Here is a 22,129-nt window from a genome sequence, read left to right as displayed (position 1 = left end):
AAAATATATGGCTTGTGCAAGCTGCTTAACTAAAGACGGCCAACCTAAAGGCTGCAAAAACAATGGTACTTGTGGTACAGACAGTTGCAATAAATTAACTGTTTTCGATTGGTTGGCAAATATGTCATTGCCTAATGGCGAAAAGCCATATAATTGGATTGAGGTACGTTATAAAAACGGAAGAAAAGAATATTACAATAATACAGCGAACTTAACACTTAATATTGGTGATATAGTAGCAACACAAGCAAAAGCGGGGCATGACATTGGTATGGTTACTCTTACGGGGGAATTAGTACGTGTTCAAATGAAACGTAAAAACATATCGGATAACGAGGAAGAAGCCTTAAAAATTTATCGAAAAGCAAGTCAAAAAGATATTGATATCTGGTCGTCTGCACGCGATAAAGAAGAGCCTATGAAAGTAAAGGCCCGCCAGTTTGCAATTGATTTGAAGCTGCAAATGAAAATTTCCGATATCGAGTTTCAGGGAGATGCCAGCAAAGCTACTTTTTATTATACAGCAGAAGAACGGGTTGATTTTAGAGAGCTTATAAAAGTGTTTGCTCGCGAGTTTAGAACGCGTATAGAAATGAAACAAGTGGGGTTTCGCCAGGAAGCTTCAAGGCTTGGAGGCATTGGGTCTTGTGGTCGTGAGTTATGCTGTTCAACATGGTTAACAGATTTCCGATCGGTAAGTACATCGGCAGCCAGATACCAACAACTATCATTAAACCCTCAAAAGCTAGCAGGACAATGTGGTAAATTAAAATGTTGCTTAAACTATGAGCTCGACACGTATTTAGATGCCTTAAAAGACTTTCCTAAAGCAGATACAAAATTACAAACAGTAAAAGGCACTGCAGTATGTCAAAAAACAGATATCTTTAAAGGTCATTTGTGGTATGCTTATGAAGGAGAATGGAATAATTGGCATAAGATAACTACGAGTCAAGCCAATGAAATTATTGAATTAAACAAAAAAGATAAAAAAATTGCCAGTCTTGAAGAATATGCTTCAGAATTAGCAGAAGATACTAAAGCTGAGTTTGAAAACGTTGTAGGTCAAGATAGTTTAACGCGTTTTGATAGTCCAAAACCCAAGAATAAACGTAAAAATAATAGAAGAAGAAAGCACAAAAACAAAAGAAAACCTCAAAACAGTAAAAATGCAGCAAAGTAAGATATTATTAGGTCTCTTAATTTCTTTCTTAGTCTTAGTATGCTGCGATTCTAATCGCGTATTCGATACCTATAAATCGGTTCCTAACAAGTGGCATAAAGATTCTATAGTTAGTTTTAAAGTAACGCCTCCAGATTCTATAAATGTATACAATCTATTTGTTAATTTAAGAAACACAAACGATTATAAATACAACAATTTGTTTTTAATTGTTGAAATGAGTTTTCCACATGGTAAAACTATTAAAGACACGCTAGAATATAGGATGGCAGATCCCAGTGGAAAACTTTTAGGAACTGGGCTTACAGATGTAAAAGAGAACAAACTTTGGTATAAAGAACAAGTCATTTTTAAAGAGGCAGGAGACTATACCGTTAATATACAACATGCCATGCGGGAAAACGGAAAAGTGAATGGTGTCATAGAACTTGAAGGAATTACAGATATTGGTTTTAGAATTGAAAAACCTTAAAAAAGTTCCCTATAATTCTGAATTTTGTCAGAATGATATCTAGTAAATGTTTAGTACTTAAAAGTTAAATGGTAAAAAAAAAGAAAGCGACAACGGCTCAGGATTTTTCAAAATACATACGTTGGTTTTGGATGTTATTTGTAGGGGGAGTTTTTTTTGTGACACTTCTTTTTTTGCTCGCTTCATGGGGTGCTTTTGGTGAAATGCCAGACCATACCGTATTAGAAAACCCTAAAACTCATTTAGCAACTGAAATCATTTCATCAGATGGAGAAACTTTGGGTAGATTCTATTTGAATGATAATAGAACCCCTGTGAGTTATGACGAGTTATCACAAAATTTAGTAGATGCCTTAATTGCTACAGAAGATGCGAGATTTAAAGAGCATTCTGGAATAGATGCAAGAGGCACTTTAAGAGCGTTTTTCTTTTTAGGAAAAAAAGGAGGAGCTAGTACTATTTCCCAACAATTAGCACGCCAATTATTTGTTGGTGTGAGGTCAAAAGGGTGGGATAAATATCTTCAAAAGATAAAGGAATGGATTATAGCCATTCGTTTAGAACGTCAATATACCAAAGAAGAGATAATTGCTCAATATTTTAATATTTACGATTTTGGTAATAATGGAGATGGTATTCGTAGCGCAGCAGAGATCTATTTTGGTAAAGAGCCAAAAGATTTGGATATGAAAGAATCTGCTATGTTGGTTGGGATGTTTAAAAGTTCTATAATATATAACCCGAGAAGACATCCAGTAAGAACAAAAAATAGACGTAATATTGTTTTACACCAACTAGAATACTACAATTATATTGATGAAGCAGTAAAAGATTCACTTCAAAAAACAGAGTTAGATTTACGCTACTCACCACAATCACATCGTGATGGTATTGCGACTTATTTTAGAAACTATTTAAGTAAGTTCATGAAAGATTGGATTAATAAAAATCCAAAACCAGATGGTACAAAATATAGTTTATACAATGATGGTTTAAAAATTTATACTACCATAGATTCACGTATGCAGCGATACGCCGAAGCAGCAGTACAACAACATATGCCTAGATTGCAGGCAGAGTTTTTTAATCAGAATACACCTGAAAGGAACCCTACAGCACCGTTTTTGGGGTTAGATAGAACAGGAATAAATGCTTTAATGAAGCGTTACATGAGACGTGGTGAACGTTGGAGAATATTAAAAAAAGCAGGAAAATCTAATGCTGAGATTGAAGCGTCATTTTATAAGCCAACACAGATGACCGTTTTTGAATGGAAAGACGGAAAAGCTTCAGAGGTAGATACTATTATGAAGCCTATCGACTCTATGCGCTATTATAAATCGTTTTTAAGACCAGGTATGATGTCTATGGATCCGTTGACTGGTCATGTAAAAGCATGGGTAGGTGGTATGAATTACAGGCATTTTCAGTACGATATGGTTAAACAAGGAAAACGTCAAGTTGGATCGACATTTAAGCCGTTTGTTTATGCAACTGCAATAGATCAGTTGCATTATTCACCATGCGATGAGTTTCCGAACACACCATTTTGTATAGAAAAAAACAAACATGGAAATTCGGAAGAGTGGTGTCCAGAAAACGCTAACGGAGAGAATGATTATGGAGGTACCAAAACGTTAAAAAATGCTTTAGCGACTTCTGTAAATACTATTACAGCAAGATTAATCGATAAAGTTGGTCCACAACTTGTCGTAGATTTGGCAAAGAAATTAGGAATTGAATCTGAAATCCCGGTTCTGCCTTCCATAGCTTTAGGAGTTTCAGAGATAAGTCTTTATGAAATGGTGGGTGCTTATTCTACTTTTGTTAACAAGGGCGTCTATACAAAACCTGTCATGGTTACCACCATTAAAGATAAAAATGATACTGTTTTGTATGAATTTAAACCGAAAACACGAGTTGTTTTAAGCGAAGAAATAGCTTATGTTGTGGTTAATCTTCTACGAGGTGTTACAGAAGGTGGTTCAGGATCAAATTTAAAGCATGATCACAAAGCTAACAGAATAGATTATAAAAAAATAATTACGGGTTATCCCTATAAATTTAAAAACCCTATAGCAGGAAAAACAGGAACGACCCAAAACCAAAGTGATGGTTGGTTTATGGGTATGGTACCTAATCTAGTGACAGGAGTTTGGGTAGGAGCTGAAGATAGGTTTGCACATTTTAAATCCATAACTTACGGACAAGGTGCTTCTACGGCATTACCAATTTGGGGTTTATATATGAAAAGCTGTTATGCAGACGAAACATTAAATATTTCTACGGAACCATTTGAAAAACCAAAGGATTTATCTATAAATGTGGACTGCTCTGATGTTTCAGAGATTATTGATGATGATTCTAGTAATGGTATCCCTGAAGGTTTAGACAAATTTTAATAAATGTGTTCAAAGAAAAAAAAGATATATTTTAGCAAAATTAGGTAAGATATTATGTTTTGGGGTGCTGAGGTTTTTAAAACACTTGTTACAGAACGGTGCTAATAAACAAGAAAATGGCAAGGTTAATGGTGTTATAGGGCTAGAAGGTATCACAGGTATTGGTTTTAGAATAGAGAAACCTTAAAACGAATAAATAGAATTATATCCAGTAAATTTTAATATTATAAAGTTAAATGGCAAAAAAAAAGCAAGAAACAACAACTCAAGATTTTTCAAAATACATTCGTTGGTTTTGGATGTTATTTACAGGAGGGGTACTTTTTGTAATACTTATATTTTTACTCACATCTTTTTTTGGAGATTTACCAGATCACACCGTATTAGAAAACCCCAAAACACATTTAGCAACTGAAATTATTTCTTCAGATGCAAAAACTTTAGGTAAATTTTATTTAAATGATAATAGGACACCTGTGGGTTATGGTGAGTTGCCACAAAACTTAATAGATGCCTTAATTGCTACAGAAGATGCACGTTTTCATGACCATGCAGGAATAGATGCCAGAGGGACACTTCGAGCTATTGTTATGCTAGGCTCTGGAGGGGGCGCAAGTACAATATCCCAACAATTGGCAAAACAATTATTTACAGGGGCGGCTTCTCGTAGTACTTTAGGAAGAATTACTCAAAAAGTAAAAGAATGGATTATAGCCATTCGTTTAGAGCGTCAATATACCAAAGAAGAAATTATTGCTCAATATTTTAATATTTACGATTTTGGCAATAATGCAGATGGTATTCGCAGTGCAGCAGCGATCTATTTTAATAAAGAGCCAGGTGAATTAAGTATGAAAGAATCTGCCATGTTGGTAGGGATGTTTAAAAATTCATCATTATATAATCCAAGAAGGAATCCTGTTGGAGTGAGAAACAGACGGAATGTTGTTTTGTATCAATTGGAAAACTACGATTATATCAATGAAACTATAAAAGATTCACTTCAAAAAACAGAGTTAGATTTACGATATACACCACAATCACATCGTGACGGTATTGCGACTTATTTTAGAGGGTATTTAGATGGTTTTATGAAAGATTGGATTAAAAAGAATCCGAAACCAGATGGTACAAAATATAATTTATACAATGATGGTTTAAAAATTTATACCACTATAGATTCACGTATGCAAAGATATGCTGAGGCTGCAGTGCAACAACATATGCCAAGATTGCAAGCTGAGTTTTTTAATCAAAACACACCTAAAAGGAATCCTACAGCCCCATTTTTAGAGCTAGATAGAAAAGAAATTGAAGCCTTAATGAAGCGTTCTATGAGACAAGGAGAACGATGGAGAATACTAAAGAAAGAAGGAAGGTCTGATGCTGAGATTATAGCATCGTTTGATAAGCCAACAAAAATGACTGTTTTTAAATGGGAAAAAGGTAAACCTTCTGAGGTGGATACCATTATGAAGCCCATAGATTCTATGCGATACTATAAATCGTTTTTAAGAACAGGTATGATGTCTATGGATCCATTAACAGGCCATGTAAAAGCTTGGGTAGGTGGTATGAATTACAGACATTTTCAGTACGATATGGTAAAACAAGGAAAACGTCAAATAGGGTCTACATTTAAACCTCTTGTTTATACAGCAGCTATAGATCAATTACATTATTCGCCTTGTGATGAATTTCCAGATACACCGTTTTGTATAGAAAAAGATAAACATGGTAATCCAGAAGAATGGTGCCCTAAAAACTCTGGAGGAGATAATGATTATGGAGGAACTAGAACTTTAAAGAATGCTTTAGCAAATTCTGTAAATACGATAACGGCAAGATTAATTGATAAAGTAGGTCCGCAACCTGTTGTAGATTTAGCAAAAAACTTAGGAATAGACTCAGAAATATTAGCAGTACCATCAATAGCCTTAGGTACTCCAGATATAAGTGTTTATGAAATGGTGGGCGCGTATTCTGCATTTGTAAACAAAGGTGTCTATACAAAACCTGTTATGGTTACTACGATTGAAGATAAAAACGGAACTATTTTATATCAGTTTAAGCCAGTAACACGAGATGCTTTAAGTGAAGAAACAGCCTATGTATCAGTAAAGCTGATGGAAGGTGTTACTCAAGGTGGTTCAGGAACAAGATTAAGACATACCCATGCAGCCAGCAGACCAGAATATAAAGAAATAATAACAGGTTATCCTTATGGATTTAAAAACCCTATAGCAGGAAAAACAGGAACGACCCAAAACCAAAGTGATGGTTGGTTTATGGGTATGGTACCTAATTTAGTTACAGGTGTTTGGGTTGGTGCAGAAGATAGAGCAGCACATTTTAAATCGATAACTTACGGACAAGGCGCTTCTATGGCATTACCTATCTGGGGGCTATATATGAAAAGTTGTTATGCGGATAAGACATTAAATATTTCTACAGAAGCTTTTGAAGAACCAAAAAACCTGTCTATAAATGTAGACTGCTCTAAAGTTTCAAACGAGGTTATCGATGATGATCCAAATGACGATATACCCGAAGATTTAAGCGGGTTTTAATAGAAAACATTTTTCGATTTGAGTTTACTTTCAAACATAAAATCAGTCTGAAATTTTTCATTCAATTGGGCAATCGTGATGTTTGTAAAATTCATTATAATATTTTTAAAAGTCTAAGGAAATTAACTACTTTTTAATAATCAAATCTTAATATATCAAGTTTGTTAATAACCCTTTTTCATTTTAACATTTTTCAATATAAATTATAAGTAATTTTAAAGAGCTTCTCAAAAAGCATTCAACCTTTATTTTTACTATAATGAACACAAAAACTGCCATAAAAGGACGTGGTGCGCAGCTTAATGTCCCTAACCGTTTCTTTGAATTAAGTCACGAAATGCGCGATGATTTTCTAGAATTTTGCCGGAAAGAAGGAGAAGAAAGCGATAAAAATAAAACATTATATCTGCCTGTTTTTCCTAAGACTATAGTAAATAAAGTGGAGAGTCCGGATATTGGTATGACGTACTCTATGAATGCATATCAGGGCTGTGAGCATGGTTGTATTTACTGTTATGCTCGAAATACACATGAGTATTGGGGCTATAGTGCTGGCTTAGATTTTGAACGGCGTATTATGGTAAAAAAAGATGCCCCCAAATTATTAGAAACACTTCTAAAAAAGAAAAGCTGGAAAGCACATCCTATCGTTATGTCGGGAAACACCGATTGTTACCAACCTGCCGAAAAGCAATTTGAAATTACAAGACAATGTTTAGATATATTTTTAAAATACAGGCACCCTGTAGCTATTATTACCAAAAATGCATTAATTCTTAGAGATTTAGATCTTTTAAAGGCTTTAGCGAAAGATAATTTAATAGGAGTAAATATGTCAATTACCTCATTATCGGAACATACGAGGCGTATTTTAGAGCCTCGAACAGCTACCATTAAAAAAAGGCTGGAAACCGTTAAAATTTTAAGCGAAAACGGTATTCCGGTAAATGTAATGTTGGCACCTATTATTCCTGCTATAAATAGTCATGAAATACTGCCTTTAGCTAAAGCGGCATCAGAGCATGGCGCTATGTCTATAGCACATACCATAGTGAGGCTTAATGGAGCTATTGGAGATATTTTTAAGGACTGGATTTATAAAACCATGCCAGATCGTGCCGAAAAAGTATTGCACCAAATAGAAAGTTGTCATGGCGGTCATTTAAATGATTCTCGATATGGCACTAGAATGAGAGGTGAAGGTAAAATTGCAGAGCAAATTAATAAGCTTGTAAAACTAGCAAGGCTAAAATATTTTAATAAAAAAGTAATGCCAAAACTTAATTTAGATTTGCATGACCAGTATAAAGAAGGGCAACTAAGACTTTTTTAAATAAAAAAAGTGGGCAACCACGCCCACTTTTACAAACTAAACTAAATAAGACATTAAACTAATTAATGATTAATGAATTTCGTATATACTTTGTTATTTGAATTTAGGATAATTTTAAAAATTCCTTTTTCAAGTTTATATAATTTTTGTATAGTTAAATCTCCCTCAACTTTTTCTGAGTGCAATAACCCAAATGTACCATCGTCATACTTTCCGTATATACTTATTTCTAATGGTTCAAGATTTGGGGCAAATTTTGATACATAAACCAAGTTGTTTCTTTCTTCAATAAAAGGCTTAAAAATAATGCCTTCATTGTTTTTGTTAAAAACTACTTTGCTGCCTTTTACAGAAAAAGGAATCGTTTTAATTTCAAGATCTTTATCTATTTCAAAAAAATAGTTACCATCAGGTAGTTCAGTTAAATCGAACCCCTTTTCGTAAGTACCAGAAGATTGAATAGTCTCTTTATATATAATGATACCTTTATAATTTTTAATAGATAATAAGTCTCCTTCTTCTACATTATCAATTGTTAGTGCACTCCCTTTAAGATCTTTTTCAATTACGAAAGAAGAAATTTCACTAGCGTTACCTATTACCGCAGTAAACACTGTTACTACTAATAGACTTTTTCGGATTTTTTTAATTAAATTTTTCATGATTTGGATTTTACATCATTTAACAATACAAAGGTATGTTAGAATAGAGCGTTGTAAAACATCAGATTTGGCCAATTTATATGCTATTTTACCTGTTAAATCAATGTTAAATATATGTAAAGTTAAAATAGCATATAATAATGATAATTGAATATAGGTTTTCAAATTTATATATAGTAATTTTGCTACTTAAATTACTATGATATGATTAACAAAAAGCCTACTTTAGAGAAACTTAGCCCCAGTTTTGGTAGCTCTATATTAGTTAAACAACATATGGTCAAGGTTGATAAGTATAATGCATTTTGGCATTTTCATCCAGAACTAGAACTTGTTTATGTAAATAAAGGACAAGGAAAAACGCATATAGGAACTCATTTATCTTATTTTAATAATAGTCAGCTTATATTAATAGGATCTAATTTACCGCATAATGGTTTTACAGACCGATTAACTGCTAATGGAACAGAAACAACCGTTCAGTTTGCTTCTAACTTTTTAGGAGATGATTTTGTTAATATTCCAGAGACGGTATTAATAGCTTCATTATTTGACAGGGCGAAAAAAGGCATTCGATTCAATGTAGAAACGAAAAAAATTGTTGGACCAAAGATTGATAAGCTTTTAGATTATGAAGGGTTTGACAGGGTTTTAAAATTTTTGGAAATATTAAACCATTTAGCTAAAACGGATGATTATGTGATTTTAAATGCAGATGGTTTTGCTTTTGAAACAGAACCGCAAGACAGTGCAAAAATTGATATTATTTATAAGCATATTAATAGAAATTTTCAAAATCATATTAGTTTAGATGAAATAGCCGATAAGGTAAGTATGACCGTTCCTGCATTTTGTAGATACTTTAAACGTGTTACAGGTAAAACATTTACTAAATTGGTTAACGAATATAGAGTGGTGCATGCAACGAAACTATTAAATGAAAGTCAAATGAGTATTGCTGATATTTGTTTTGAATGTGGGTTTAATAATTTTTCGCACTTTAATAAGCAGTTTCATGAGATAACCAACAAAAGTGCCTCACAATATAGAAAGGAAATAAAACTGATTATACAATAAAGCTATTCTTTTCCATTCCATTCATTATAAAATTGTTTAAGATACAACTCCATAAAGGCGTGTCTGTTTGTGGCGATTCGCCTTCCGGTTTTGGTATTCATTTTATCTTTTAAGAGTAGTAGCTTTTCGTAAAAATGATTGATGGTTGGTGCATTTGAAGCTTTGTATTCGGCTTTGCTCATATTCAGATTAGGCTTTATATCAGGATTATAAAGTTGTCGGTTTTTAAAACCACCGTAATTGAAGCAACGTGCAATACCAATAGCTCCAATTGCATCTAATCGATCTGCATCTTGTACAACATTTAATTCCGAAGATTTAAATGTAACACCCCTGTCTGTCGATAGACTAGATTTAAAGGAGATATTCTCAATAATATTTATAACATGCTCAATAATTGTAGAATCTATATTTAGCTTAAATAAAAACTCCCGAGCTATTCTGGATCCAACGGTTTCATCACCATTATGAAATTTACTGTCGGCAATATCATGAAGTAATGCACCTAAAGCAACAACAAGCATATCAACTTGCTCTGTTTTAGCTATAAGAAGTGCATTTTTATAGACACGTTCTATATGGAACCAATCGTGTCCACCCTCAGCATTATTTAACTGTTCTTTTACAAAGAATATGGTTTTTTGTATAATTTCTTCCATGTACATATAGTTAACCTGAGTTTCGATTTAATAATAAATATATCTAATTGAAAATCAAAACAATAAACTTATATGTCAAGTTGAGCCTTTCGGCTCCGCTCAAGGTGACAATATTATTAAAATGAATTTGTCTTAAATCGAACTCAGATACGGGCTCTAATTTACAAATCAAAAAGGTATTTATTCAATAGGGATATGTAAATCTACTATAAATTTATTTTCAGGGTGTTCACGAAAATCATTGTGATATATTTCAAACGGATTTTTATCCGATTTTTTATAACCATTATCATGCATCCAAACAAAAAGGCTAGTCCAGGCTTGTTCAAAATCTTTAGGTAATATTTCAAAACGACCAACAATACATGTGCCTCTGCTAATAGATATCTTATGTATTTCACCTTCATTTACAAAATCACTTTTTGTAATTAATGAAACACTCATGCGTACTTTATTTGGTGCCGTAATTTTAAAGCTATCATGAAAAATTCTAGCCAATTTAGCTTCAGAGTTTTGCATGAATCCTTTAGGAATCGCCCATTTTATTAATCTATCGAAAACCTGCTCAATACCGTCAACACCTATGTGTGTTATACAAGCAAAGTGTAATTCGGGGATGTCTTTAATTTCAATATCTGCATTCATTTTTATCCAGTTTAAATGATTATTAATGTTGCAAATATATTTTTCGAAAATCAAGTTTTCTTGCCCATTCTTGCTTTCCTCTTGACTTATCTTGCTAAACCTACCTGAACTTTGTTTTCTAAATTCAGAAGGGCTTACCCCGTAAAATTTTTTAAAGGTTCTGGTAAAAGAAGAATTGCTGTTAAACCCAAACGAAAGGGAAATTTCGGTTATATTAACATCCTTTTTATGCATTAATACAGAAGCTGCTTTTTCAATACGCCTTCTAGATATATATGCATTAAGGGTTTCTCCTATTATGGCTTTAAAAAGCCTGTGAAAATGAAATGGCGAATAAAGTGCTATTTTTGAAACAGTTTCTAGCGATAATAATTCAGAGTCTAGATTATCATCAATAAAATTTAAAGCGAGATTAATTCGACGAATATAATTTTTATCTAAAAAATTATCTGAAATCGCCATTTATAAAATCATAAATTTACTTCACAATAGCTGGTTCTACCCATTTGAATTGAAATGAATTTTCTGGAATTTTAATACGTTCAGATAAACGATGCATTCTTGCAGGGAGGTTCATTAAATATTCTCTGGCTTTTTCGGCTTCATCGGTTAGATTTGTAACCTTATCTATTTCCCAACGTGTTATTAGTTTTTGTAAAATATCTACATAATCTGTTGATGTATAAACACCTATACGTTGTGCTGTGTTAGAGAACTCTTCGAACGCTGTACTTATTTTGTTTCCAGATTCTCTTAAAAAGTGTGCGGGCATGGTTATTTTTTGTTTCATCATATAATAAAATGCCATCATCATTTGACTGGGATCTACTTTAAAAATACGCTCTACAAACTCTGAGTATGCATGATGATGCCTCATTTCATCACCAGAAATAATCTGGCACATTTTTCCTAATTGTTTATTGCCACACTTTTTAGCAATTTTAGCAACTCTGTTGTGAGAAATATAGGTTGCCAACTCTTGAAAACTAGTATAAACAAAGTTTTTGTAAGGGTCTCTGTCGGTTCCAATATCAAAACCATCTGCAATAAGATATTGTGTGGTTTTCTCAATTTCACGCATGTTTACACGTCCGGAAAGGTACAAGTATTTGTTAAGTACATCGCCATGACGGTTTTCTTCAGCTGTCCAATGGCGTACCCATTTTGCCCATGGATTTTCTCCATCGACCTGATTAACACCTTCTACATCCATTAACCACGATTCGTATGTGGGTAATGCTTCCTCAGTAATCATATCTCCAACTAAAACCACCCAAAAATCATAAGGCAGTTCTTTAGAAAGTTCTCTTATTTCACGTACTTCTTCAAAAAAAGTATCACCTTCAGAGTTTGGTAAAAAATCGGTTGGTTGCCAAATTTTTTCTATAGGTATTAAGTATTTTTCTATTAAGGATTCGACGTCTTTTTCCAAAAACTTCATCACTTCTAATCTAACATTCTTTAACGACATCTATATTTTTTATGGGTGAATATGTGCTTTAATTGTAGTTTCAATATTATTTATAAGCTCTTGCTTGTTGGCAAAGGTACTAACTTTTATAGGCTTATGTACGGTAAAAGTTATATGAGTTCCTAAACCCATAGGAAATTTTCCATAACGAACTGTTTTCCATGAGTTATTTATAGAAATAGGAACAACTAAAGCCGAAGGTATTTTTTTAAATAGAATCTCTAACCCTTTTGTTTGAAAGGATTTAGGATTACCGTCCTTGCTTCTTGTTCCTTCTGGAAAAATAACTGCAGCTCGTTTGTTTTTTTCAATGTATTCACCAAATTTCATGATAGCAGGTAAAGATTGTCGTGGATTTTTCCTATCTATTAAGGCAGATCCACCGTGACGTAAATTATATGATACACTAGGAATACCTTTACCTAATTCTATTTTGCTAATAAATTTTGGATGGTATTTTCTTAAAAAAACAGACAAAGGAGAGATGTCGTACATGCTTTGATGATTGCAAACGACAATAAGTGGTTGGTTGGTTTCAATATGATGAACATTACTAAATGTGAATCGAGTACCTAAAATATGGAGGCATCGCATTAAACACATGTTCATTAAATCGACACTTTTTTTATGCCCTTTATAACCAAAAACGTTAAAACTAACCCATTGGATAGGGTGAAATATGAGTATTGTTATTAAAAAACAAAGGGAATAAATAAAAGTTAATGGATATGACAACAATTTTTGCATGCGCAAAAATAAGTAAAAACTTAGTTTTAATACGTAAGTACACAGCTGTTATTTTCACAGCTTATACTAGTTGGTTGTAAAGCGGATGCACAATCTGAAACAATATTCCATTTTATATTAAAAACAGCTTCTTTTTGATTATAATCTTTAACCGCAGCTTGTAATTGTTCAACATCAATAGAGGTTGTATATATTAAATAAGACCATGGTCCGCCACAGGGTTTACTCCCAAGGGCAATAAATTTGCATTCTGATGTTCCATCACAGACGGATGCATCGGCTAAAGCTTCAACCTCAGCTCTTAATAAGCTAAGTTCCTCTAGTTCGCTTTCGTAGGTAGGGGTGCTATTATCATTAGATGAACAACCAGTAGCAACTAATAAAACAAAACAAACAAAAACCAATATAGGGTTTAAAGACAGTTTCATACCTCTTTTTTTAATAAGATGAAAAAATAACGAATAGGTTGCGTAATACTCATAAAAAAACCACAATTTCCGTGGTTTAATTTTTAATGAATATTATTCTTTTAACAATGTTCGTTGTAAGCATCTATCAAATTTTCCGCAATAAGTTCTGCTGGGCGTCCTTCTATATGGTGACGTTCTAGCATGTGTACCAATTCGCCGTTTTTAAATAATGCCATACTCGGTGAGCTTGGAGGAAACGGAATCATATAACCACGAGCTTTATCGACAGCTTCTTTATCAACACCCGCAAAAACGGTTACAATATTTACAGGACGTTTTTCATTTTGTAAACTCATTTTTGCTCCCGGACGCGCATTGGCCGCAGCACAACCACAAACCGAATTTACAACAACTAAAGTGGTGCCTTCTTTTGCCAAAGCAGCATCTACGGCTTCAGAAGTATGTAATTCTTCAAAACCAACATTTGTTAAATCTTCGCGCATTGGTTTTACTAATTCTGGTGGATACATATTTTTAAATTTTTATAATTAACAATTTTTTAGACTGCAAAGATACCAATTGTGTAACAAAATTGTGAATCAATCAACTAACAAATATTATATTTGGTCATAATTAAAATCTATTACTTACATGAGTTTTTCAAAATGGATAGGCGGTGCTTTGGGTTGGTCTTTTGGAGGCCCAATAGGGGCTATTATTGGAGTTGCATTAGGAAGCTTTATTGATTCGGTATCAAATGGTAAAGGCAGTCCTTTTTTAGAACAAGGACAACAAGGTAGAAGACCTACTTATAGAACGCAACCCGGACAACGCCCACAAACTCAATCTGGCGATTTTGAAGTGAGTTTACTTATTTTATCGTCTATAATTATAAAAGCAGATGGTAAACAAGACCAAAGAGAGTTGGATTTTGTACGTCAGCAATTTGTGAATATGTATGGTAAAGAGCGCGCAAATCATGCATTCAAACTATTCAAAGGTATTAATAATCAAAATAACATTTCGACCAGACAGGTTTGCTTGCAGATTAAACACATGATGGATCATCCATCACGTTTACAGCTCATGCATTTCTTATTTGGTATTGCCAAGGCCGATGGTACGGTAACAGATGATGAGGAACGACAAATTTATACCATGGCCGGATACTTAGGGATTAGTTCTCGCGATTACGAAAGTATTAAAGCGATGTTTTATAACAGTAGTGATAATGCTTATAAGGTTTTAGAAATTGATAAAAGTGCTACGGTTGACGATATAAAAAAGGCCTATCGAAAAATGGCTAAGAAATACCATCCAGATAAAGTAATACATTTAGGGAAAGAACACCAAAATGGCGCTGAAGAAAAGTTCAGACAAGTACAAATGGCTTATGAACAGTTGCAGAAGGAGCGCGGATTTTAGTTGTTAAGCGTATATAAGTATTAAGGCTGCTTCAAAAAAAATAAATTTTTAAATGAAATGAATAAGCGAAATTTTAAACTAGATTGGAAATATATAGTTAGAGAAGTTTTACTTATTTTCATTGGTATTAATCTTGCTATTTGGTTTAATAATTGGAATACTAATAAGAAAGCAAATCAAGATAAAGAAGTAGTTGTTTCCAAAATTAAAGAGGAAATAACTAATAACAGTATTGAATTAGATAAAGCTAGATTACCTAATCAAAAAATTGAAAAAGCATTTAAAGCGTATTCAATGATTTACAATAAGTCCTCTTCTGAAATTATCGTAACTCCTAAAGAACGGATACAACTTGAAAAGGAATATCCAAACTTTTTTAAAGTTAAAGATTCAATTCAATTTGAGTCACAAAAATATCTTTATACCGGAGATACTTTTATAGAATTAGAAATTCCGGACATTACTTCTATAGCTTGGGAAACGATACGAACCATTAATATTGCAAATGAGTTTGATTATAATTGTTTATATGAATTAGAGAGTATGTATAATCTTCAAGAAAGAGTAAAAAAAGAAATTGACAAAGCTGCTGATGCATTACAAGAAGGAGATCTTAAAAAGCTTTTTAAAATTTTAAATGTTATAAATCAACTTGATACTCAATTAAAATTGAATTATGATGATGTCCTAGAATCTATAGATGATTGTAAATAATACTTTTATGAATCAAGATGCCGTTAAAATAAAGTTATTAGAAGAAATTTCGAGGACCGAAAAGGCAATCTTAGACTATAAAGAATTGACAAAACCGATAGCTCCAGATGTTTCTATTGGTAGAGTAAGTAGAATGGATGCTATAAATAACAAAAGTGTTAACGAAGCATCTTTGCGTCAGGCTGAAATTAAACTTGACAATCTTAAACGAGTTCTTGATAAGTTTGGAACCCAGGATTTTGGTATTTGTTTAAAATGTAAACAACCTATCCCAGTAGGTAGGATTTTAATTCGTCCACAAAGTTTATTATGTGTTAATTGTGCGAGTTAATATGCTAAACTAGTACTATGAAAAAAGAAGCAATGTCTCAATTATACCTCATATCAATATGACAAGCTTGTGTGAATTTTAAAATATCGAAATAATTAAGGAGACCTTTTCACAATTTGACCATTAAGTAATAAACCAGTTTTATGAACGATACAAAAATCTTAGCGCTTTTTAAAGATGGTCAACGTGAAAAAGCTTTCAAAAAGTTATACAGCTTATATCCAAAAATTGAAGCTCTAGTAGTTTCAAAAGGAGGAAAAAAGCAAGACGCTTCAGATGTTTTTCAAGAAGCACTCATCATATTAAACAGGAATCTGGAAAAATCAGATTTCAAACTAACATCTTCATTTTATACCTATTTGTACTCAGTATCACGATTTATATGGAAGGATACTCAGAAGAAATTTTCTAAAGAAGAACTACATGATTTAAGTCAAAACGACGTAGAATACTTTCACAGTGTTTTAGAAGAAAAAAAATACAAACTCGCAGAACGTGCATTTCTCAAATTAGGAGAACGGTGTCGACAACTTTTACAACTGTTTTATTATAAAGCGATGTCTTTTAAAGAGATCGCTAATATGATGCAATTTAAATCTGAAAAGATTGCAAAAAACCAGAAGTATAAGTGCTTAACAAAAGCAAAAGACATCTATCGAGCAAGTAAAACAGTTCAATCTTAATTCGGGAAATCATGAAAAACAATATTCAAAATATCGAGTTGATCAATAAGTATTTAAACAAAAGACTTTCTGAAAAAGAAGTTCAAGGTTTTGAAGATTTATTAAAAACTGACACTGATTTTAAAGGTTTATACGAAGAGCATATCGTTTTTTTAGAAGGCTTAAAAAGACAATCTTTAAAAGGAGAAATTAAAAAAGCAAAACAATCTTATGTTAGAAATAAATGGTTTAAATATTTTGGATTTACTTCAATAGTAATCGCTTTATGTACAGTGATCTTTTTTAATGTATTTAACTCAGATAAAGAAACCTTAAAAAGTAAACTAAATTTCGAATTAGAATATGTCCAAAACTTTCAGGTTGCAATCGATTCAATTGTTGAAGTTATTGGGGAAAAAGGAACGATTGTTCGGTTTAACCCTAAGGATTTAGAAACAAGCCCTAATAAACCATTCATAGCAGATTCTTTAAACATTGAGTTAATTGAATTAATTAACAAACAGGATTTGCTTTTGGCAAATGCTCAAACATGTTCCAATAATAAATGGCTGGTTTCCGGTGGCGCATTTAAAATTGATATTAAAGCAAATGGTGAGTCTTTAGTTTTAAAAGAGGGTAAGACAATTGATGTTAGATTTCCAAGGCATACAACAGAAGGTGATATGCAAATATTTTATGGGGCAAGAGATGAGGAAAATAATATGAATTGGGAAGCCTCTGAAGTTGAATTAGAGGCCTTTCCATTTGTCATTTTTATTGGGAATTCTATAGTTTCTTTTATTGACGAAGAATTAACTAGACTGTATGGTGTTGATATGTATAAAAAAATGTATTTGATTGATAGTTTGGGGCGCATAGATATTGAGAAAAACTTTCCCAAGGTGAATTATTATGATAAAAGTGAGGATACTATAAGGGTGTATAAAGAGAAAGTGCTTTTAGAGGAAGAAAGAGTTAGTTCTGATGAAGAATATTATAGAATAATTGAAGTTGATTCTTTGGCTTGGTTAAAAAACAAAAGAGAAATTACAATTGATTCTGTTTTAATTAATTTGGAAGATTTTAGGTATTCTAAACGCTATAATATCGCATCTGCATCTGTTTATGAGCAAGTTTCTAAATTAGAATTAAGTAAAATGAAAGATGCGATTTCAAAAGAAAATTATAATAAATTAAAGAAAGAACAATATTATTTAAAAGAAGAGAATAAGAAGATATATGAAACTTTAGATAAAATTTATCAAACAATTCAATTATCCAAACTAGGTTGGATAAACATCGATAGGTTTGCCAGCGAAGAACAAAAAATAACAGTAAAACTCAATTTTAATGTAAAGACAAATCACAATGAACTTTATGTTGTTGACAAAAAAAATAACACAGTATTAAATGTGTATGGTAATGAGATAGATTTACCAGTTAACAGAAGTTTTTATATTGTAGCAATTGGAATTAAAGGGAAACATATTTATGGTTTCAAGAAATCAGTGCGGTTTAGTGAAAACGGAACTCTTAAAGTTGACTTTAAAAAGATTAATGAATCTCAAATAAGGTCGATTTTAACCTTAAATAGCTCAATTAATACTCCCGATCCTTTATCTAACAATGATAAACCGAAAAGTAATAAATCAATAGTTTTAGACTCAATCTCTAATCAAAATGATAAACAACTTAAAGAGGAGGAGGAAGTTTATAATCAAGTAGCAGCTAAATCAAAGGAAGGGGAGGTTTTTAAGTACAGTAAAGTTTCCCAAGTTTTTAGGGTTGATACTAAAAAAGATACTACGATAAACTGTAAAGAAAGGACAAAGTTAATTATAAAAGCAAACTCATTTACAGATAGCAAGGGTAATCTTATAAAAGGAAATATTGATTTAAATGTTACTGAATACTATAAATTATCCGATATGCTTTTGGCTAATCTTAGTACAACTTCAAATGGAAAACAATTAGAAACCGGAGGCATGCTTTTTATTGAAGCTAAAAAGGGTGAAGTAGATTTAAAGTTAAGAGAAAACTCAAGCATTGAAATTTCATTTCTAACTGCTAATAAAAAAGAAGGGATGCAACTTTTTTCTGGAGAGTGGAAAAATGGAGCTATTAATTGGAGTATTGAGGAAGATTTAAAAGAAGAAAGTATAATTGATGATGAGGGAATTATTGAAGTAGAAGAAAATACTCAAGTGCCATTTTCTATTGTGGAACAAGTGCCAATTTATCCAGGTTGTGAAACTTTAGATAAAGTAACTGCTAAAGAATGTACAACTGATGCTATAAATAAATTTGTTCAAAGAAATTTTAACACAGAAATGGCTAAAAATTTAGGTTTAACAGGAAGACAACGTATCAATACTATATTTAGAATTAACCAAAATGGCAATGTGGTTAATATTCGATCAAGAGCTTCCGATCCTGATTTAGAAGATGAAGCCAATAGAGTTATTGCTTTATTACCAAAAATGATACCAGGAAAACAAAGAGGAAAAGCAGTTACAGTCCCTTATTCTTTACCAATTATTTTTCGAGTTGAAGGTGATGGAGAATTTATTGCCAAAATAGGTAGTGATTTGAGAGTACGTAAGCGAATACGAGATTCCATAAATAATATAAGATTTAAAAACAGATTAAAAGGAAAGGAAAGTACAAAGGTAACAGCTTCCGAGGTTAACCGTTATATATTAAGAACTTCAAATTTAGGCTGGATAAACTGTGATAGATTTATAAGAAATAAACAAAAAATAAAGTATAAAATTAAAATAAATAATAACGGAGGAGCTAAAGTAAGTATGATTTTTAAGTCTATTAATTCTGTTTTACCAGGTTTTAGAAGGGGTAATGTTTTTGATTTTGAAATGGTTCCTAAAAATGAAGATATCATCCTAGTTGTTACAAAAAAAGACAATGGGAAGTTGTATTTAGATATAATTGAAACCACAACAGAAGAAAACCCTAATATAGAATTCAATTTTAAAGAAGCAACAATTGCTGAACTGAAAGAACAATTAAAAAAGTTAGATAAATTATTTAACTAATTGGCTTATAATTCCCATCAATAAACTCAATAGCCTCTTGCTGCGTTAAAACAGCAAATTTTTTATAACGATTGTGTACATCAACAATTTCATCCAAAGCTTTTTCAACAAGTGCTTTATTTTTCCAAGTGTTAAGGTGAGCAACCACGGTTTTTAAGCAACCATTTTTATAAGCAATTTGCCCTAAAACATGGATTAGAGTATCGGTAACCCGATTGGTATTGTCAAATTCCAGTTCTCTTAATAGTGGTAAAATGTCTTGAGGATGTGTGCGACCTCGTAATTCAATACCGTGACAAACTTCACGACGCACCTCTTTATCAGGATGTTTTAAGTAGGTTTTTGCCCAAGCTAAAACAGGAACGGGGTTTTTCTCTCCCATTTTTTTAACAGAACCTATTACGGCATTTCTAACAGAATGATGTTCGTCAAATAATCCAGTATCAAAAAAAGCTTGCACTTTTTCAAAATGAAATTTACCAATTTCGCCAGCAGCATTTACGGTAGTTTGACGTATTTTTTCAGGGTTTGATTTTAATAATTCTTTTAATGTTGAAAGAATCGTTTTTTGTAATTCTGGTTTAGAATAAAATATCTTACCAATAGCTAAATAACCTGTTTTACGAATATAAGTGTCTTCATCTGAAAAACATGTGATAATATTTTCAACTCTATTCGAAGTTAAATCATGAGCAATGTCTTTATTGATTTTTTCAACAAGTTGATTTCGTACTTCTTTTGATAAATCATAAAAACTCATAATAATAGTTTCAAGATAAAAATAAAATAAATTTCATGAGTGTTAACTAATTAATTACTGATTCGAAAAACTTTGAGACAGAAAAAGAACGGCTCATTAATTACTTAAACAAAACACAAGACTTAGGAGAATCGTATTTTGATAATAGAGAATCGCATTCTTTTGGTAAACTATCTAAACAAGAGTGGAACAATATGTTTTATAAACATATAGATCATCATTTAAATCAGTTTGGAGTGTAAGAACGTTTTCTTTGCTTCTATCAACAAAAGCACTTTGATCTTCTTATATTCTTTTTTTAAGATAGAAAAACGAGCTATTAATTTTGAAATATAATTGAAGACTTATTCTTGTCTACTGTCAACTGTATTATTCTACCCAGAATCATAGCACGATTATCCTTTTCATGCCCTGCCGGCATATTAAATGCAATAGGAAAATCATAATCAGATAAAGCATCTAGAATTAGTTGTTCGATGGAAGTCCCCCAAAGTGTCGTGTTTTTTCTAAGCTTGGTCATATCCCCAACAATAACACCTTTACAATTGTCAAAATAGCCAGCACGTTTTAAACTCTGTAACATACGATCTATATGATATTTATACTCACCAATTTCTTCAATAAATAAAATTTTCCCAGAAACATCAATACTTGTTTTAGAACCCAGCATGGTATGTAGCATAGTTAAGTTACCCCCAACAATAGGAGCCGAAGTGTTTCCTGTTTTGTTGTATTTAGAGCCTTCTAAAGTATAACTGAGTGATTTTCCGAAAATCGCATCTTTAAAAGTTGAAAGTGTTTCTTTAATAGTTCCTAAATCGTCTTGCAAACTGGTACACATCATGGCATGAATAGATTCTACACCTACATTGTGAAATTGATTATGAAGAGCAGTTATATCAGAATAACCAATAAGCCATTTTGGATTTTGTTTAAATTTGGTGTAATCCAATTTGTCTAATATTCTAACCGTTCCGTAGCCGCCGCGTGCGCACCATATAGCACTAATTTTAGGATCGTCTAAAGCATTTTGAAAATCTTCACAACGTTCATCATCAGTACCAGCAAAATGATTGGCCTGATTAAAAACATGTTTACCAACAATAGGGTGCAATCCCCAACTTTTTAAAAGCGTTTTGGCTTGCTGTACTTCTTTAGTTCTGTTTTTTAAAACACCCGAGGGTGCTACTATGGCAACCGTATCGCCTGCTTTTAAATATGGTGGTTGTATCAATGTATTTGTTTTAGTTGATGAAGTATTTTGTGCTGAAAGACTGTTTTTTGTAAAGAAAAAAACAGCACAACACAAAGCCGTAATTAATAAGATTTTTGACATAATGTAAATGTACATTTTTTTTCTAAATCGCAGTCAAAATGTGTACTTTTACGGCTTCAAAATGATTCGTCATTCTGAGACCCGTGTTAAAATTTAACTAGCGTAAGCAATGACGTAGTCGAAATGATAGTTCCATTGTCCTCCTGAGCGCAGTCGAAGGACTTGTTAGTTATTACCTTTAAAGCGTTTCGACTGCGCTCAACGTGACATATTAGAT

At 32.3% G+C, this 22,129-nt stretch carries 20 protein-coding genes; 11 read left to right on the top strand and 9 right to left on the bottom strand.

Annotation, left to right across the window (positions count from 1 at the left end; all coding sequences use genetic code 11):
• Positions 1-7: 7 nt before the first annotated feature.
• The 5 genes from Q4Q35_RS19380 (at position 8) to Q4Q35_RS19360 (ending at position 7,960) form a co-directional block, all read left to right on the top strand.
• Entirely contained in the window at positions 8-1,183 is a 1,176-nt protein-coding gene (locus Q4Q35_RS19380) for a PSP1 domain-containing protein (RefSeq protein ID WP_303279684.1), read from the top strand.
• On the top strand, positions 1,170-1,655 hold the full coding sequence (locus Q4Q35_RS19375) for a gliding motility lipoprotein GldH (protein WP_303279683.1): 486 nt from the start codon (positions 1,170-1,172) through the stop codon (positions 1,653-1,655). Before Q4Q35_RS19380 ends, Q4Q35_RS19375 begins: the two co-directional genes overlap by 14 nt.
• A gap of 68 nt (positions 1,656-1,723) precedes the next feature.
• Complete coding sequence (locus tag Q4Q35_RS19370) at positions 1,724-4,057, top strand: penicillin-binding protein 1A (protein WP_303279682.1); 2,334 nt, start codon at positions 1,724-1,726, stop codon at positions 4,055-4,057.
• Positions 4,058-4,293: 236 nt separating this feature from the next.
• Positions 4,294-6,627, top strand: a complete 2,334-nt coding sequence (locus Q4Q35_RS19365; RefSeq protein WP_303279681.1) for a transglycosylase domain-containing protein — start codon at positions 4,294-4,296, stop codon at positions 6,625-6,627.
• 259 nt (positions 6,628-6,886) lie between these two features.
• Positions 6,887-7,960 carry a PA0069 family radical SAM protein gene (locus Q4Q35_RS19360; protein WP_303279680.1) on the top strand — a complete coding sequence of 358 codons (1,074 nt, stop codon included), beginning with the start codon at positions 6,887-6,889 and terminating at the stop codon, positions 7,958-7,960.
• A 62-nt stretch (positions 7,961-8,022) separates the two neighbouring features.
• On the opposite strand, the gene Q4Q35_RS19355 is transcribed toward Q4Q35_RS19360, so the two are convergent.
• Positions 8,023-8,622 carry a hypothetical protein gene (locus Q4Q35_RS19355; protein WP_303279679.1) on the bottom strand — a complete coding sequence of 200 codons (600 nt, stop codon included), beginning with the start codon at positions 8,620-8,622 and terminating at the stop codon, positions 8,023-8,025.
• A 204-nt stretch (positions 8,623-8,826) separates the two neighbouring features.
• Here Q4Q35_RS19355 and Q4Q35_RS19350 point away from each other — a divergent pair, with 204 nt between their 5' ends.
• Positions 8,827-9,699: an AraC family transcriptional regulator gene (locus Q4Q35_RS19350; RefSeq protein WP_303279678.1), complete on the top strand. Its 873-nt coding sequence runs from the start codon at positions 8,827-8,829 to the stop codon at positions 9,697-9,699.
• 2 nt (positions 9,700-9,701) lie between these two features.
• Here Q4Q35_RS19350 and Q4Q35_RS19345 read toward each other — a convergent pair whose 3' ends face one another.
• From Q4Q35_RS19345 to Q4Q35_RS19320, 6 genes are all read right to left on the bottom strand, one after another.
• On the bottom strand, positions 9,702-10,364 hold the full coding sequence (locus Q4Q35_RS19345; protein ID WP_303279677.1) for an HD domain-containing protein: 663 nt from the start codon (positions 10,362-10,364) through the stop codon (positions 9,702-9,704).
• A 174-nt stretch (positions 10,365-10,538) separates the two neighbouring features.
• Positions 10,539-11,465: an AraC family transcriptional regulator gene (locus Q4Q35_RS19340; RefSeq protein ID WP_303279676.1), complete on the bottom strand. Its 927-nt coding sequence runs from the start codon at positions 11,463-11,465 to the stop codon at positions 10,539-10,541.
• 16 nt (positions 11,466-11,481) lie between these two features.
• On the bottom strand, positions 11,482-12,474 hold the full coding sequence (locus Q4Q35_RS19335) for an acyl-ACP desaturase (protein WP_303279675.1): 993 nt from the start codon (positions 12,472-12,474) through the stop codon (positions 11,482-11,484).
• A 9-nt stretch (positions 12,475-12,483) separates the two neighbouring features.
• The gene (locus Q4Q35_RS19330; RefSeq protein WP_303279674.1) at positions 12,484-13,221 is read right to left on the bottom strand and encodes a lysophospholipid acyltransferase family protein; all 738 of its coding nucleotides are present in this window, start codon (positions 13,219-13,221) and stop codon (positions 12,484-12,486) included.
• A 26-nt stretch (positions 13,222-13,247) separates the two neighbouring features.
• Entirely contained in the window at positions 13,248-13,649 is a 402-nt protein-coding gene (locus tag Q4Q35_RS19325; protein WP_303279673.1) for a hypothetical protein, read from the bottom strand.
• Positions 13,650-13,750: 101 nt separating this feature from the next.
• The gene (locus Q4Q35_RS19320) at positions 13,751-14,161 is read right to left on the bottom strand and encodes a BrxA/BrxB family bacilliredoxin (protein ID WP_303279672.1); all 411 of its coding nucleotides are present in this window, start codon (positions 14,159-14,161) and stop codon (positions 13,751-13,753) included.
• A 121-nt stretch (positions 14,162-14,282) separates the two neighbouring features.
• Between Q4Q35_RS19320 and Q4Q35_RS19315 the strand changes: the two genes are divergently transcribed.
• The 5 genes from Q4Q35_RS19315 to Q4Q35_RS19295 all read left to right on the top strand — a co-directional run bounded on the left by Q4Q35_RS19315 (position 14,283) and on the right by Q4Q35_RS19295 (position 19,816).
• Complete coding sequence (locus tag Q4Q35_RS19315; RefSeq protein WP_303279671.1) at positions 14,283-15,056, top strand: DnaJ domain-containing protein; 774 nt, start codon at positions 14,283-14,285, stop codon at positions 15,054-15,056.
• Between the two features lie 57 nt (positions 15,057-15,113).
• Entirely contained in the window at positions 15,114-15,770 is a 657-nt protein-coding gene (locus Q4Q35_RS19310) for a hypothetical protein (RefSeq protein WP_303279670.1), read from the top strand.
• 7 nt (positions 15,771-15,777) lie between these two features.
• Positions 15,778-16,101 carry a TraR/DksA family transcriptional regulator gene (locus tag Q4Q35_RS19305; RefSeq protein ID WP_303279669.1) on the top strand — a complete coding sequence of 108 codons (324 nt, stop codon included), beginning with the start codon at positions 15,778-15,780 and terminating at the stop codon, positions 16,099-16,101.
• A gap of 143 nt (positions 16,102-16,244) precedes the next feature.
• Positions 16,245-16,784: an RNA polymerase sigma factor gene (locus Q4Q35_RS19300; RefSeq protein WP_303279668.1), complete on the top strand. Its 540-nt coding sequence runs from the start codon at positions 16,245-16,247 to the stop codon at positions 16,782-16,784.
• A gap of 11 nt (positions 16,785-16,795) precedes the next feature.
• Positions 16,796-19,816, top strand: coding sequence for an energy transducer TonB (locus Q4Q35_RS19295; RefSeq protein WP_303279667.1), 3,021 nt, complete (start codon positions 16,796-16,798; stop codon positions 19,814-19,816).
• On the opposite strand, the gene Q4Q35_RS19290 is transcribed toward Q4Q35_RS19295, so the two are convergent.
• Both Q4Q35_RS19290 and Q4Q35_RS19280 read right to left on the bottom strand, forming a co-directional pair.
• Positions 19,809-20,576 carry a HEAT repeat domain-containing protein gene (locus Q4Q35_RS19290; RefSeq protein ID WP_303279666.1) on the bottom strand — a complete coding sequence of 256 codons (768 nt, stop codon included), beginning with the start codon at positions 20,574-20,576 and terminating at the stop codon, positions 19,809-19,811. The two genes, Q4Q35_RS19295 and Q4Q35_RS19290, sit on opposite strands and share 8 nt — an antisense overlap.
• 319 nt (positions 20,577-20,895) lie before the next feature.
• The gene (locus Q4Q35_RS19280; RefSeq protein WP_303279665.1) at positions 20,896-21,912 is read right to left on the bottom strand and encodes a S66 peptidase family protein; all 1,017 of its coding nucleotides are present in this window, start codon (positions 21,910-21,912) and stop codon (positions 20,896-20,898) included.
• Positions 21,913-22,129 lie beyond the last annotated feature (217 nt).

It is taken from the genome of Flavivirga aquimarina, assembly GCF_030540835.1.
Taxonomy (GTDB): domain Bacteria; phylum Bacteroidota; class Bacteroidia; order Flavobacteriales; family Flavobacteriaceae; genus Flavivirga; species Flavivirga aquimarina.
Note: the sequence above shows the minus strand (reverse complement) of the source record. Positions and strands in the feature narration are given on the sequence as shown.